Origin of the sequence: Roseinatronobacter sp., assembly GCF_051859525.1 — a bacterium.
GTDB lineage: Bacteria > Pseudomonadota > Alphaproteobacteria > Rhodobacterales > Rhodobacteraceae > Roseinatronobacter.
This window is the reverse complement of sequence record NZ_JBHYFM010000009.1, coordinates 24,375-38,314: the sequence shown is the minus strand read 5'-3', so window position 1 is coordinate 38,314 and position 13,940 is coordinate 24,375. Positions and strand designations below refer to the sequence as shown.

The window sequence follows — 13,940 nt, the reverse complement described above, 5'->3', positions numbered from 1 at the left end:
CAAGGCACGCCCGTTCACATCGGCGCGCATGGCGGAATGTTGGACAGGATGGCGGGACAGGTTAGATTGGACAACACGGATAAAATTGTTTGGGCGGAACTGGTCAAGCGCGTGGCAGACACACAGGACGCGCAGGCATTCACCAAGCTGTTTGAACATTTCGCGCCGCGCGTGAAGGCGTTCTTGATGAAATCGGGCGCAGACCCCACCACTGCCGAGGAATGCGCGCAAGACGTCATGGCCACAGTCTGGCACAAGGCGGGGCAATTCGACCCGACACGGGCCAGTGCGGCAACCTGGATATTCACAATCGCGCGGAACCGGCGCATCGATATGTTGCGCCGCGACCGCCGCCCCGAACCCGAAGACCTGCCATGGGGGCCGGATGCAGAACCCGACCAGTTGGACGTACTGGCCTTGCAGCAGGAAACAGACAAGCTGGCGCAGGCCATGAATGCCCTGCCGGAAAAACAACGGAAGATGATCGAAAGCGCGTATTTCGGGGACCTGTCCCATAACGAAATCGCGGATCAGACGGGATTGCCGCTTGGCACCATCAAATCCCGCATAAGATTGGCACTGGAACGGCTGCGCCATTCCATGACTTGAAAAGAAACGGCACGACAATGATCAGACACCACATAAGCGACAAATTGTTGATGGCCTATTCGGCCGGCAGCCTGCCAGAGGCGTTTAATCTGGTTGTGGCGACACATATCTCGCTTTGCGATGAATGCCGCGCACGGCTGGCCGGGTTCGACACAGTGGGTGGGGCTGTTCTGGACCAGCATGTCGCGCCCGCCACCATGTCACCTGATGCGCTGACGGCAACATTGGACAAGATCAGGCAGGGACCGGCACAAGCGGCCGGCCACAGCACACCGCGCAACACCGCACCACGCGACGCAGTGCTGCCCGCGCCCTTGCGCGAATATGTCGGCGGTGGTCTGGATCAGGTGCAATGGCGCAATATCGGCGGTGGCGTCCGGCAGGCGATTTTGCCCACATCGCGCGATGCCAGCGCAAGATTGCTGCATATTCCCGCAGGCACGGCCGTGCCCGATCACGGGCATCGCGGGTTGGAGTTGACACTGGTGCTGCACGGGGCCTTCGTGGACGAGACAGACCGGTTTGCGCGCGGCGATATCGAGATTGCAGATCAGGATATGGAACACACCCCTGTGGCCGAAGCGGGCGCGGATTGTATATGTCTGGCAGCCACAGATGCGCCGTTGAAGTTCCGTGCATTGCTGCCACGACTGGCGCAACCGTTTTTCAGGATCTGAGCCAGACCGGCAGTTGCGCGGCTTGATCTGGATCAACGCCGCGCAAAGACGGCTGTGGCAGTTCATATTCACAACATCATATATGAGGTGGAATATGGACTACCCCGCTTTTATCGCCGAGACACGCGACAAATCCCGCACCCTTGCCAAGGCCATTCCGGACACGATGAAAGGGTTTGGCGCCTTGTCGATGGCCGCCAAGACAAGCGGCACACTGGGCGTGAAGGAAAAGGAATTCGTGGCCCTTGGCATTGCGGTTGCGGTGCGGTGCGAGCCGTGCATCGCCTTTCACGTCGAAGCGCTGGCAAAGGCGGGGGCCACCCGCGAGGAACTGGCCGATGTGTTGGGCATGTGCATCCAGATGGGGGGCGGGCCTGCGGTGATGTATGCGGGCAAGGCCCTGGACTGCTGGGACCAGCTGGCGGGTTGAACCGGCCTGATCTTATTGTGCGGCTGCGCCGCAAGGTCATATGTCACCCCCTGCCCTGCGGGCAGGGGGTTCCGTGTTTGAGTATTTGGGGCAAGATGAAATCAGTAGCCGATGGCGCAGCCGTCCTTGCGCGGGTCTGATGCGCCCACCAGAACACCGTCACTGCCCAAGTGGATTGCCTGTGCCCCGCCAATGGGGCTATCGGAATAGGTGACATTATGGCCGATATCGGCAAGCGCGCGCAATGTCGCCTTCGGGTAGGGGCGTTCCAGTGTCAGGGTGCCGTTTTCGGCAAAAGCGCGCGGCGCGTCGATGGCGCTTTGCAGATCCTGTCCGAAATCGGTCAGGTTTGACACAAGCCGTGCGTGGCCAACCGGCTGGTAGGCCCCGCCCATGACCCCGAAAGGCAGGGTCACGCGTCCGTTTTCGCGCAGCATGCCGGGGATGATTGTATGCATGGGCCGTTTGCCGCCCTGCAATTCGTTCGGATGGCCCGCCTGCAGCGTGAAGCCCGCGCCGCGGTTCTGGAACAGGATGCCGAATTTTTCCGAGGCCAGCCCCGACCCGAAGGGATGGAAGATCGAATAGATCAGGGACACTGCCATGCGATTGCTGTCCACCACAGTCAGATAGACCGTGTCGCGGTGGATGGCTTCGGTGACGGGGGCAGGATCGGCGATAATGCGGTCGGGCGCGATCAGGGCGGCAAGGGCGGCGGCGGTTTCAGGGGCCAGCATATGGGCCAGTCTGGATGTGTGGTCGGGATCGGCAATGATGCGGTTGCGCGCGTCATAGGCCAGTTTCGTGGCCTCGGCCTCCAGATGGGCGCGCGGGGCACCCAGGGGGTCAAGGTCGGCGATATCAAAATGCGACAGGATATTCAGGATCAGGTTGGCCGTGGCCCCCTGCCCGTTGGGGGCATGTTCGACCAGTTCAATGCCTTTATACAGGCCCGAGATGGGGTCCGCGTAATTGCAGCGGGTGGCCGCCAGATCGTCCGGCGTGTGGGTGCCGCCCAGCGCCCGCAGGCTGCCTATGATATCTTGCGCGACCTCGCCTTCATAAAAACCCGCGCGTCCTTGTTGCGCAATCAGCCGCAAGGCGCGGGCCTGTTGGGGCGCGCGGAAGATCTGGCCTGCGCGCAGGGGCTGCCCGCCGGTCAGGAAATGATCGCGCGCGTGCCCTTGCAGGTTTTGCGCGCGCGCCCAGTCAAAGGCCGTGCGCGGCGCAACGGGCACGCCCGTTTCGGCATAGGTGATCGCGGGTGCCAGAATATCGGCCAGTGCCATGCGCCCCCAATCGGCGTTCAGGCGGCAGAAGGCATCCACGGCGCCGGGCAAGGTCACGGCATCAACGTCGAACAGCGGCACCGTGTCATGCCCGCGGGCGCGCAGGGCGGCTGCATTCTGTGCCGCAGGCGCGCGCCCCGACCCGTTCAGCGCAACCACGCGATCCTCGCCCGCGGGCTTGAGCAGCACAAAGCAATCGCCGCCGATCCCTGTCATCTGCGGCTCGCATATGCCCAAGAGCACGGCCGCCGCAATCGCGGCATCAGCGGCATTGCCGCCTGCTTGCAAAATATCGATCGCCGTTTTCGCCGCCAGCGGGTGGGAGGTCGCACATATGCCATTTGTCGCATAGACCGCCGACCGGCCGGGATATTGAAAATCGCGCATCTGCCCCTCCTGAACCGTTTCGTTGAGTCACCGAAACGCTTTACTTTCTTGGTTTACCGCATTCTTGAACCGAAAAAGTCTGTCAGCTTTTTCTGAAAATGCCTTGTCACATCGCTTCACGCGTTCAGTATAGACCGCGCGCCCTGCGGGTCCAGCGCATAAAAAAAACCCCGCCAATTCAGGCGGGGTCAGTGGGTGTCCCGGCGGGAACCAAGGACACCGGCGGTAACTGTAATACGGGTTGGGTCAGTCGTGCATTTCCGCGCGGATTTGCTGGCGCAGCAAATCGATCGGGATCAACTGCCCGTCGCGCTTGAACTGCCAATAGGTCCAGCCATTGCACGAAGGCGCGTTTTCCAGTGCCGCGCCCACCTGATGGATGGAACCGCGATGTTCGGCACTGACAAGCGAGCCGTCGACCCGCACTTTCGCCGCCTGACCGCGCGGGTTGACCAGCACTTCGCCCGGACGCAGCATGCCACGTTCCACCAACTGGCCGAAGGCCACGCGCGGCTGTGCGCGTTTTGAGACTGTGGTTTCCAGCGCGCCGGCCTCCAGCGGGCGGACCTGCCCCAGCCGTTTGGCGGCAACCTTGCGGTAGTTTTCCTCGCGCTCGATCCCGATGTAATGACGTCCCAGCAGTTTGGCGACTGCGCCCGTGGTGCCCGTGCCAAAAAACGGATCCAGAACCACATCACCGGGATTGGTGGACCCCACAAGCACACGGTGCAACAGGGATTCGGGTTTTTGGGTCGGGTGGGCCTTGTCGCCATTGTCGTCTTTCAGGCGTTCATGGCCCGAACAGATTGGCAGCACCCAGTCGCTGCGCATCTGAACGCCCTCATTCAGTTCTTTCAGCGCTTCATAGTTGAAGGTGTATTTCGCCCCTTCGGATTTCGACGCCCAGATCATGGTTTCATGCGCATTGGTCAGCCGTTTGCCGCGGAAATTGGGCATCGGGTTCGATTTGCGCCAAACAACGTCATTCAGAATCCAGAAGCCCGCATCCTGCAACGCGGTGCCCACGCGGAAGATGTTATGATAGGATCCGATCACCCAGATTGCGCCATTGGGCTTCAGCAACCGGCGCGCGGCCTTCAGCCAGGCGCGGGTAAATGTGTCATACGCCTTGAAACTGTCGAACTGGTCCCAGGCATCATCCACCGCGTCAACGCGGCTGTTGTCGGGGCGGTGCAATTCACCGCGCAGTTGCAGGTTATAGGGGGGGTCGGCAAAGATGAGGTCAATGCTGCCTTCTGGCAGCGAATTCATCACCTTGATGCAGTCTCCGCCAAGAATTTCATCCAAGGGTAGCACAGACGCCCCCTGCGCCAATGTTGAAACTGCCATCTCTGCCTCGCTTATGCGCTTTTTGCGCTTGTTGTGGGCCTAAGATGAGTCAAAGGCGATTCGTCGTCAATTTCTTTTTGAATCAGGTGTTTGAAAAACTTTCTTCATGTAACCTATGGACACAAGATTTTGCGTATCGGCGCGAAGGAACGTCTATGCTCTGGGGTGACCCCCAAATCTGCTATGGCATTTTTGTGACGCTTTGTCGGATATCCGGCATTCACGTCCCAGCCGTATCCGGGATAGCGCAGCGCCAGATCGGCCATGATCCGGTCGCGCGTGACCTTGGCCACAATCGATGCCGCCGCGATGGACAGAACCCGCCCGTCCCCCTTGACGATTGCCTGTGCCGGACAGGGCAGCGCGGGCGGCAGGCGGTTGCCGTCAATCAGCAAATGGTCGGGCGGGGTGCGCAACGCCGCAATGGCGCGCTGCATCGCCAGATAGGTGGCCTGCAAAATGTTGATCTGGTCAATCTCGGCCGCTGTTGCATGGCCAATGCCCACATCGGCGCTGGCCATGACGGCCGCGAAAACCCGTTCACGCGCGGGCGCGCCCAATCGCTTGGAATCCGCCAGCCCCACAGGCAGGGCGTCAGGGTCCAGCCAGACCGCTGCCGCCGTGACAGGCCCGCATAGCGGCCCGCGCCCCACTTCATCGACGCCCACAATACGACAAGCGCCTTGCAGGGTTGCAAGGCGCTCGTATTCATAATCGGGGGCGGTTTTCGTGGTCATAGGCCTGTAATGCCCGAAGCCCCCCCGCTTTTGCAACCATCAACGACGATGGGTGCGGTAGCCGCGATCCGTCAGGCATTGTGCGGAATAGATCGTGCCGGTGGTGCTGCGGACCTGACAGGTGCGTGGCAGGTCGCGGACGCGGTGCTGTTCCAGACAGGACGCGCGATACCCTGCCAGGGTCTGCCCGCCATAGCGGTACGAAATCAGGCATTGCTGCGGCAACAGATTGCCACTTTGCCAGCCGCCGCCACGCGGTGGATTGGGCTGTTGGCGGTCACGCCCGCGATTGGGGGCGCTGCGTTCCGGACGATAGCCCGCATCATACAGACAGGCCGCACGATACACGCTGCGCTGGCCGCGATTGGTGCGGGAGTTTTCCAGACACTGGCGCGGCAGGTTGCGCAGCCCTGCATTTTGCAAACACTGCGCATTATACAGTGAAATATTGCGATTGCGCACCGACCATGTTTCCTGACAATGGGCGGGCAATTCGCGGCTGTTAGGCTGCGGGCGGCCCCTGTTGCTGCGGTTGTCGGACCGCGCGGCGTGCACGACAACCGCGACCGCCGCCGCCCCCAGCAGGAATTTGATCAGCGCGTCATCCGACGCTTTTGCTGGTGTCGCAGGCAGGGCTATTGCGCCAAGGGCGACACCTGCCGCCAGCAATGCACCAGTGGCTTTGGTTCTCAGGGTGGAATAAAAATGTGACATGCCGCAGGTTCCTTTCACAAAACGGGCCATGTCATGACCCTGCCGCCGCGCCGCTTCGTCACGCAATAACGCGGCCCTGTTATCCGATAACATCGTGCAGGGATCGCGGCTGATATTGAATAACGCGCGCGCCAGTGCGATGGTTCCGGCATGAAAACCACCCTATGCGCTGCTGCATGTCTGGTTCTGGCGCTTGCGGGGCAAGCCTCGGCCCAGTGTTACGCAGATTACAAGGCCAAGCAGGACAACCCGTTGCGCCTGCAATATGGCATCATCGAATTGCCGCAGGCGGCTTGCACCGATTTGCAGGCCGCACGCAATTATGCCGAACCTGTCATTTCACGAACCGGCTGGACCCTACTACAGATTGAATCCATCTTTGGCCCGTCCGACTTTCAACGCAGGAGCGGAAATGCAGGGGCAATCCATCTCCGCCAGTGATCTGGCGCGCAGGGGCAATCGGGCGGTTGTCTGGGGCATTGCCACAATCGTGGGCGTGCTGGCACTGACGGCTGTGGCATTGTTCATGCACCTGCCGGATGCGGGCGCGTTCAATGCCCGCGTGGAACGCGTTTTCATCGAGAATGCAGACCTGACCAGCCATGCGGAAATCAAGCTGCTGGAAATTCTGGCGCAATCCGGCACCGCGTTTTCGGAAACCCTTGTGACCTACAGGGTTGTAATCTTTGTTTTGCTGGTCTTTGCCACAGGGTTGCTGATCACATCCTTTGTGGTGATCGTGATGCTGATTACCCTGAACAGGCGCATGGTTCAGGTGGAAAAGCAGGGCCTGCAAGTGTCACAACTGGTCATTGATCGCGCCACGAATGCCGTCACCCTGAATGATATGGAGTTTCGCCTGACCCCTGCGGCAGTCGAAACGCTGGCCGTGCTGGCCGAAGCCTGCATTGACGACGAAGTGCTGTCCGGCGCCGCGATCGAGGCCGTGATTTCCGGCCGCACCGAGGCTGATTGCGACGAAGCCGCAGGGGCCACCCGCATCAAGCGCCTGCGCGACACGCTGGGCAACCAGTTGATCAGTGAAGTGCTGGTGCGCAATATCGCGCGGCAGGGGTATATGCTGGCGGTTGACCGCAAGGTCATATCGCTGCGCTGATTTTCTGCCGCTTGAAACCCGCGCCCCCGAATGCAAGGTAATGAACATGTGCATAACGGGAGAGAGCCATGCTGGAGAAACGCAATTTCTATATCAACGGGGGCTGGGTCGCGCCGCGCGAAGGGCGTGATCTTCAGGTCATCGACCCCTCGACCGAAGACACCTGCGCAATCATATCGTTAGGGGGGCAGGCCGATACCGATGCCGCCGTTGCCGCCGCGCGCGCAGCCCTGCCCGACTGGATGCATGCCGACCCTGCCGACCGGCTGGCGCTGGTCAAACGCATCGGCGAGGTATACGCCGCGCGCGCACAGGACATGGCGCAGGCCATCAGTCTTGAAATGGGCGCCCCCATTGACATGGCCCGCAGCTCTCAAGTGGGGGCAGGTGCTGCGCATATCCGCAATTTCATCACCGCCTTTGACAAGATCCGCTTTATCGAACCCTTGGGCGATCACGCCCCCGATGACCGCATCATCCGCGAAGCTGTGGGCGTCTGCGCGCTGATCACGCCATGGAACTGGCCCATGAATCAGGTCACGCTGAAGGTCATCCCGGCGCTTCTGGCCGGCTGCACCATGGTGCTGAAACCGTCCGAGATTGCGCCCCTGTCGTCAATCATCTGGTCCGAAATCCTGCATGAGGCCGGAACCCCGCCGGGGGTCTATAACATGGTCAATGGCGACGGCGCGGGTGTTGGCACGCAGCTGTCCACCCATGCGGATGTCGATATGGTCAGCTTCACAGGGTCAACCCGCGCGGGCATCGCGATTTCCAAAAACGCCGCCGAAACGCTGAAACGCGTGCATCTGGAACTGGGCGGCAAAGGCGCGAATATCATCTTTGCCGATGCCGATGAAAAGGCCGTGCAACGCGGCGCTGCACATTGCTTCAACAATTCGGGCCAGTCCTGCAACGCGCCCACACGCATGCTGGTGCAGCGCGACATCTATGACAGCGCCGTGGAAACCGCCCGCACACTGGCCGGAAATACCGCCGTTGGTCCCGCCAATGCATCGGGCCGACATATCGGGCCAGTGGTCAGCCAAGCGCAATTCGACAAGATTCAGGACCTGATTGCCAAAGGCATATCTGAGGGCGCACGTCTGGTTGCAGGCGGGTTGGGCCGCCCCGAGGGGGTGAATCGCGGCTATTTCGTGCGCCCCACAGTCTTTGCCGATGTCAGCAATGACATGACCATCGCACGCGAAGAAATCTTCGGGCCGGTCCTGTCCATCATTCCCTTCGACACCGAGGACGACGCGCTGCGCATTGCCAATGACACCGTCTACGGCCTGACCAATTATGTCCAGAGCGGCGATGGCGCATGCCGCAACCGCATGGCACGCCATCTGCGCGCGGGCATGATCGAGATGAACGGCAAATCCCGCGGCGCAGGCGCGCCGTTTGGTGGCATGAAGCAGTCCGGCAACGGTCGCGAAGGCGGTATCTGGGGGATCGAGGATTTTCTGGAAGTCAAAGCCGTATCGGGCTGGGACAGCGCTGCCGGATGATGCGCCCTGCCCCTGCGCGTTCCGGCAGGGGCAAACACCCGCAACGCGGGTGCCCCCGTGGGTCGGGCAAGGGGCGGCCTGTCCGTCCCTTGCCCGACCCACACCCCCTTTGCGCAAGGACACCTTGCAAGGGGGACACCTTGCATGGGGAAATTCAGCTGCCAAGCCCCGCCCAATGTGGTGCATGCGGTTCCGCCAGCCGCTGGTTTAGCGCCTCAATATCCAGCGCAGCGCCTGCGCGCGCATCCGGATCATAGCGGTCATAGCCGAATAACTCGAAATCCCAACGATACAATTCCTGCATGAAATGCACGCCAAGATCGTCAAAATACGACGCCAGCGGCTCGACAGGTTTCGGCCCGGGGTTGAACCGCGCCACGGTCTCGGGCCGGTGCGCCTGCGGGATATGCTCCAGCACGGGCGCAACCCCGCTCTCCCATTCCTCGATCCGGAACACATGGCTGAGGGGGACTTGATTCAACGTGACCGACCGCAAATGCTGTGCCTGTGGCGTCCAGTGCCGGTCAAACCAGAACCGCTGCCCGAAGACATGCACATCGCGCACAAACAGCAAGAACCGCCGGAAGGCGGCCACAGGGTCGGCCCCTTCGCGCAGATCGGCCCCGTAGCGTTCGGCCAGCATTTGCCGCATTGTCCCGCGATAGGGTTTTCCGTCACGCTGAAGCCTGCAGACCTTTTCATGAAAACCTGACACGATCCGCGCAAAGGGATTGCGCACTGCCGAAAACACGAAGGCCCGCCCGCCCCGCGCAGGCCCCATCAGATCGGGCGCAAAGGGCCATTTGACGACGCCCTGCACCGCATCATGGATATCACCGTCGAAATACCGGCCATGATCGGCATGATAGACAAGTTGCGCCAGCGTCGAACAGGCCGCTTTGGGCATTTCGCGATAGACAAGCGCCCCCCCGCAAGCCAGCCAGCACCCGTCATATTGCCCCGGCACAAGGTCCATGCCGCTTGAATAGTCCATTCCCTGCCCGCCTGTCCGTTTTCAGGGGTGACGCCCTGCCCTGTTGCGCTTACCTTGCGTGCTACACCCGTTCATTGCAAGAGGATGCGATGCCCTACACCTATGACACTTCCAATATCTTCGCGAAGATCTTGCGCGGCGAAATTCCCTGCGACAAGGTTCTGGAAACCGAGCATTCGCTGGCCTTCAGCGATATCGCACCCAAAACACCGCATCATGTACTCGTGATCCCCAAAGGGCCGTATGTTTGTTACGACCATTTTGCGCAGGACGCATCCGATCTTGAGATCGCGGATTTCACCCGCGCCATTGGTCAGGTCTGCGCACAGTTGGGCGTCAGCCCCGGTGCCGACGGTGCAGGCTACCGCCTGATTTCCAACGCAGGCCGCGACGGCGTGCAGGAGGTGCCGCATCTGCATGTGCATATCCTTGCAGGGCGCAATATCGGCCCCATGGTGATGGCGCCCCCCTAAGAAACAGCCTTGACGCCGCCCGCCAGACTGCGTATCCGCTTGGCCAAGGGGCGAGTTGGCGGAGTGGTTACGCAGCGGATTGCAAATCCGTGTACACCGGTTCGATTCCGGTACTCGCCTCCATTCAAATCAACAATTTGGCTGGCGTATTGAAACCCCGAATTGGCGTGTTTCAGAAGCTGTTTCAATTTTCACGTTCTGGCTTCGGCTTGTTCCTGCGCACCTTGGCGCTCAAGGCGCGCAGGCAAGAGGCGTAGCGAACATGACCGATGAAGCGCGCGATTTCACGTTTTTCTGCGGGTTGGAACCTGCAAACAGCGCATTCGGGATACCTGGCGCAAAGGAGGGGGCTATTCACTATGGGTCAGAATTGGGAATTTCGTCCCGTGCATGCCCCCGTTCACGCCCGCCCTTCGACCAACGCCACGCGCGCGCCCGCCTGCCAGACCGCGCGCAGCGACCAGTCGGGCGACAGCAGGACCAGATCGGCGCGCGCGCCTGCGGTGATGCGGCCGCGGTCTGTGGCCCCGATCAGGTCGGCGGGGATGCGGCTGGCCATGGACAGCGCGCGGGCTGCATCCACACCCAACCCCGCCAGACAGGCCAGTGATTGCGGCAGGGAAATATCGGCCCCTGCAAGGGTGCCATCCGCCAGCGTCAGCCGCCCGTGATCGCGCAGGATACGCCGCCCCCCAAGGGTGATTTCGCGCAGATCCGTACCCGCAAAGCCCATCGAATCGCTGACCAGAAACAGCCCGTCCGGCGCCTTCATCTGCAACGCGACCGCCATGCATTCGGGCGCGACATGCACGCCATCGGCAATGATCCCTGCCACAAGCGGGCTGGTCAGGGCCGCGCCCACCAGACCGGGGGCGCGGTTTTGCAGCGCGCCCATGGCGTTATATAAATGCGTGACACTGCGTGCGCCCGCCCTGTGGGCGGCCAGTGCGGTGGCCGCATCGCAGCCCGAATGCCCAAGGCTGACGATTGCGCCCGCCTGTGCCAGTGCCGCGATCTGGCGGGGTGTGGCCGCTTCGGGCGCAAGCGTGACCATAAGCGCGGGCAGCGCGTGCGCGGCATCGCACAACATGGCCAGATCGTCGTCATTCATGGGCCGGATCAGGCGGGCGTCATGCGCCCCCTTGCGCGCGGGGTCCAGATGCGGCCCTTCCAGATGCAGGCCCGCGAAGCCCGCCACACCGGCGCGCGCAGCCGCCAGCCCTGCGGCGATCACCTGTCGTGTCACATCGGGGGTATCGGTGATCAGGGTGGGCAGGATCGCGCAGGCCCCCAGCCGCGCATGCGCGGCGCAGATATGCGCAAGCTGGGCCGCATCGGTGTCCGCGCCCACCATCACCCCGCCGCCCCCATTGACCTGCACATCCACCAGACCGGGGGCGAGAATGCCCGCGCCCAGATCCTGCGGTTGCGCGGGCAGCGTGTCCCCGTCCGCATGCAGGCCCAGAATGCGCCCCTGCGCCGACAGGCTGACAGCGGCATTGGCATGCATCCGCGTGCCGTCGAAAACATGGGCCGCTTTCAGAACCTGAATGCTCATCAGACAGTCTCGGTGACTTTGCGCAAATGGCGCGGGGTGTCGGGGGTCAGCCCGCGCCTGCGCGCAAGCGCCTCGATGAAGCCATAGAAGGACACCACCCGCAACAGCGGATCGACCAGCGGGTGCAGGGCCGCAGGCGCAGGCAGGGCGACCAGATCCGGCAGATCGGCGGTCACGAACACGTCTGCGCCCTGCTGGTGCAGCTTATGGGCCGTTGCGGCGAAGCCTTCGCGCGCGGCATCCTCGCAGATCATGCCCAGCACAGGAAAGCCGCGTTCGACCAGGGCGGCAGGGCCGTGCAGCACCTCGGCGGCGGAATAGGCTTCGGCGTGGATGGCCGATGTTTCCTTGAATTTCAGCGCCATCTCGCTGGCAATGGCATAGCCCGCACCGCGCCCCAGCACAAACAGCGCAGGCGCGCGCACCAGCCTGTCGGACAGCGCGCCCCAATCGCAGGCCAGCGCCTGTGTGCAGGCATCCGGCAGCGCGGCCAGCGCGCGCGTCAGGTCGCGGTCATCGTGCCAAGCGGCCAGAAGCGCCAGCCCCCCCACCACCGAGGTGACGAAACTTTTGGTGGCCGCAACGCTGCGTTCCGGCCCGCAATGAAGCGGCAGGCAATAGCTGCTGCCCTGCGCCAATATGCTGTCGGGGTTATTGGTCAGCGCCACGGTTATCGCGCCCGATGCGCGCGCCGCGCGGGTCATGGCCACAATATCGGGGCTTTGGCCCGATTGCGAAATGGCCAGCCCCAATGTGCGCGGCAGCCGCAGTTTGGCGTCATAGACCGACGCAACAGATGGCCCCACCGATGCCACGGGGATACCCGCCAGAATTTCGCAGGCATATTTGAAATAGCTGGCTGCATGGTCCGATGACCCGCGCGCCACAGTGATAACCAGTTGCGGGTCAAATGCGCGCAGATTGTCGGCAATGACCTGCAGGCTGTCGGCATTCCGCGCAAGGCAGGCCGCGACACTGGACGGGATTTCCGCGATTTCGCGGGCCATAAGGGTCTGTGTCATGAAGGGGTTTCCTTTTGTCTTGCGCCATGGCGGGCTTGCCAGATGGCACCATCAAGTGCGGTTCCTTTGGGGGTGGCGCGGCGCAGATATGCCCCGCCCTGCGCGATGATCCGGTCCAGCAGCACCGGCCCCAGCCCGCCCGTGGGGGCCACCGGTATATCATATGTGCCAGCCTGCAAATGGCTGATGGCGCGCAGCAGGTAGGCGCAGCCCCGATCCATGATTGCGCCTGCAACCGGACAATGCGCGCGGTCATGTTCCACCACCAGCGGCGCAAGGGCTGCGTAATCGGCCGGACGCGCGCGCGCGGCGAAACTTATGACATCGGGCAACGCGCCGAAATCCGCCCAGATGGCGCGCACAAGCGGGCCGTCCGGCCCGATTCCATCGCGGGCGTGCAGTGCCGCGCGCAGGGCTGCGCGCCCGATCCACGCGCCGCCCCCTTCATCGCCCAACGACAGGCCATAACCGCCCAGCCGCTGCATCTGCCCGCCGCGCTGGCAGGCCAGCACCGATCCGGTGCCCACGGCCAGCACAATCCCGTCCTCCTGCCCGAACGCCCCTTTCAGCGAAATGTCGATATCGCCAAGGACACAAACCTGCGGATAGGGCAAGGCGTGTTGCAAGCGCTGCGCCGCCCCCGATTCACTGGCCCCCGCCAGCCCCAAAACGATGACAGGATCGCCCGCGCCACCATCCGGCAGCAACCCCTGCGCCAAACCCTGCGCCTGTTCCAGCACCTGCGCCAACACCCCCGCGATTTCGCGCAACGCCCCTTCAGGGTCGCTGGACACATTGGCTGCGCCGCCGGTCACAACCTGCGTGCGCCGTCCGTCCGCCAGTTCGGCCTGCGCGCGACACCCCGTACCGCCGCCATCAAGTCCAATGAAGATGCGCATTCCTGCCCCCTTTGACCAACATAATACCAAAAGAATACCATATGAAAAGTGGTTTCTTCTGCACACGATCCCCGCCGAATACCGGACAACACAGTACAAACACATCAAGAACGCCACATTACCGCATGAAAAGATTGATTATCCAAGATTCCTTTGGGTTTTCTTCAGTG

Annotated in this window: 15 protein-coding genes and 1 tRNA gene; 8 read left to right on the top strand and 8 right to left on the bottom strand. The window is 62.3% G+C overall.

All coding sequences use genetic code 11. From position 1 onward, the window contains the following. Positions 1 to 48 precede the first annotated feature (48 nt). The 3 genes from ACTIE1_RS09315 to ACTIE1_RS09305 all read left to right on the top strand — a co-directional run bounded on the left by ACTIE1_RS09315 (position 49) and on the right by ACTIE1_RS09305 (position 1,716). The gene (locus ACTIE1_RS09315) at positions 49 to 609 is read left to right on the top strand and encodes a sigma-70 family RNA polymerase sigma factor (RefSeq protein WP_439562822.1); all 561 of its coding nucleotides are present in this window, start codon (positions 49 to 51) and stop codon (positions 607 to 609) included. Positions 610 to 626: 17 nt separating this feature from the next. Continuing rightward, complete coding sequence (locus tag ACTIE1_RS09310) at positions 627 to 1,286, top strand: ChrR family anti-sigma-E factor (RefSeq protein WP_439562796.1); 660 nt, start codon at positions 627 to 629, stop codon at positions 1,284 to 1,286. 94 nt (positions 1,287 to 1,380) lie between these two features. Continuing rightward, positions 1,381 to 1,716: a carboxymuconolactone decarboxylase family protein gene (locus ACTIE1_RS09305; RefSeq protein WP_439562795.1), complete on the top strand. Its 336-nt coding sequence runs from the start codon at positions 1,381 to 1,383 to the stop codon at positions 1,714 to 1,716. A gap of 101 nt (positions 1,717 to 1,817) precedes the next feature. Here the strand turns inward: ACTIE1_RS09305 and ACTIE1_RS09300 are convergent, their stop codons facing one another. The 4 genes from ACTIE1_RS09300 to ACTIE1_RS09285 form a co-directional block, all read right to left on the bottom strand. Then, the gene (locus ACTIE1_RS09300) at positions 1,818 to 3,392 is read right to left on the bottom strand and encodes a gamma-glutamyltransferase family protein (RefSeq protein ID WP_439562794.1); all 1,575 of its coding nucleotides are present in this window, start codon (positions 3,390 to 3,392) and stop codon (positions 1,818 to 1,820) included. Between the two features lie 246 nt (positions 3,393 to 3,638). Next, positions 3,639 to 4,742 (bottom strand): site-specific DNA-methyltransferase, encoded by a 1,104-nt coding sequence (locus tag ACTIE1_RS09295; protein WP_439562793.1) that lies wholly within the window; start codon positions 4,740 to 4,742, stop codon positions 3,639 to 3,641. Positions 4,743 to 4,855: 113 nt separating this feature from the next. Continuing rightward, a complete protein-coding gene (locus ACTIE1_RS09290; RefSeq protein ID WP_439562792.1) occupies positions 4,856 to 5,479 on the bottom strand; it encodes a ribonuclease HII in 624 nt (207 codons plus the stop codon). 39 nt (positions 5,480 to 5,518) lie between these two features. Then, positions 5,519 to 6,193: a hypothetical protein gene (locus ACTIE1_RS09285; RefSeq protein WP_439562791.1), complete on the bottom strand. Its 675-nt coding sequence runs from the start codon at positions 6,191 to 6,193 to the stop codon at positions 5,519 to 5,521. Positions 6,194 to 6,343: 150 nt separating this feature from the next. On the opposite strand from ACTIE1_RS09285, the gene ACTIE1_RS09280 reads away from it, so the two are divergent. From ACTIE1_RS09280 to ACTIE1_RS09270, 3 genes are all read left to right on the top strand, one after another. Next, complete coding sequence (locus ACTIE1_RS09280) at positions 6,344 to 6,634, top strand: hypothetical protein (protein ID WP_439562790.1); 291 nt, start codon at positions 6,344 to 6,346, stop codon at positions 6,632 to 6,634. Next, positions 6,606 to 7,310 (top strand): winged helix-turn-helix domain-containing protein, encoded by a 705-nt coding sequence (locus ACTIE1_RS09275; RefSeq protein ID WP_439562789.1) that lies wholly within the window; start codon positions 6,606 to 6,608, stop codon positions 7,308 to 7,310. The genes ACTIE1_RS09280 and ACTIE1_RS09275 overlap by 29 nt, the downstream gene beginning before the upstream one ends. 68 nt (positions 7,311 to 7,378) lie before the next feature. Next, positions 7,379 to 8,824 (top strand): aldehyde dehydrogenase family protein, encoded by a 1,446-nt coding sequence (locus ACTIE1_RS09270; protein ID WP_439562788.1) that lies wholly within the window; start codon positions 7,379 to 7,381, stop codon positions 8,822 to 8,824. 154 nt (positions 8,825 to 8,978) lie between these two features. Here ACTIE1_RS09270 and ACTIE1_RS09265 read toward each other — a convergent pair whose 3' ends face one another. Continuing rightward, on the bottom strand, positions 8,979 to 9,818 hold the full coding sequence (locus ACTIE1_RS09265; protein WP_439562787.1) for a sulfotransferase family 2 domain-containing protein: 840 nt from the start codon (positions 9,816 to 9,818) through the stop codon (positions 8,979 to 8,981). 89 nt (positions 9,819 to 9,907) lie between these two features. Here ACTIE1_RS09265 and ACTIE1_RS09260 point away from each other — a divergent pair, with 89 nt between their 5' ends. Both ACTIE1_RS09260 and ACTIE1_RS09255 read left to right on the top strand, forming a co-directional pair. Continuing rightward, the gene (locus ACTIE1_RS09260) at positions 9,908 to 10,291 is read left to right on the top strand and encodes an HIT domain-containing protein (RefSeq protein ID WP_439562786.1); all 384 of its coding nucleotides are present in this window, start codon (positions 9,908 to 9,910) and stop codon (positions 10,289 to 10,291) included. 49 nt (positions 10,292 to 10,340) lie between these two features. Further along, positions 10,341 to 10,414: transfer RNA gene (locus tag ACTIE1_RS09255), tRNA-Cys, on the top strand. 277 nt (positions 10,415 to 10,691) lie between these two features. Here the strand turns inward: ACTIE1_RS09255 and ACTIE1_RS09250 are convergent. Genes ACTIE1_RS09250 through ACTIE1_RS09240 form a run of 3 tightly spaced genes read right to left on the bottom strand, consistent with a single transcriptional unit; the run spans position 10,692 to position 13,770 of the window. Beyond that, a complete protein-coding gene (locus tag ACTIE1_RS09250) occupies positions 10,692 to 11,849 on the bottom strand; it encodes an N-acetylglucosamine-6-phosphate deacetylase (RefSeq protein ID WP_439562785.1) in 1,158 nt (385 codons plus the stop codon). Beyond that, complete coding sequence (locus tag ACTIE1_RS09245) at positions 11,849 to 12,871, bottom strand: SIS domain-containing protein (protein WP_439562784.1); 1,023 nt, start codon at positions 12,869 to 12,871, stop codon at positions 11,849 to 11,851. Before ACTIE1_RS09245 ends, ACTIE1_RS09250 begins: the two co-directional genes overlap by 1 nt. After that, entirely contained in the window at positions 12,868 to 13,770 is a 903-nt protein-coding gene (locus tag ACTIE1_RS09240; RefSeq protein ID WP_439562783.1) for a BadF/BadG/BcrA/BcrD ATPase family protein, read from the bottom strand. Before ACTIE1_RS09240 ends, ACTIE1_RS09245 begins: the two co-directional genes overlap by 4 nt. Positions 13,771 to 13,940 lie beyond the last annotated feature (170 nt).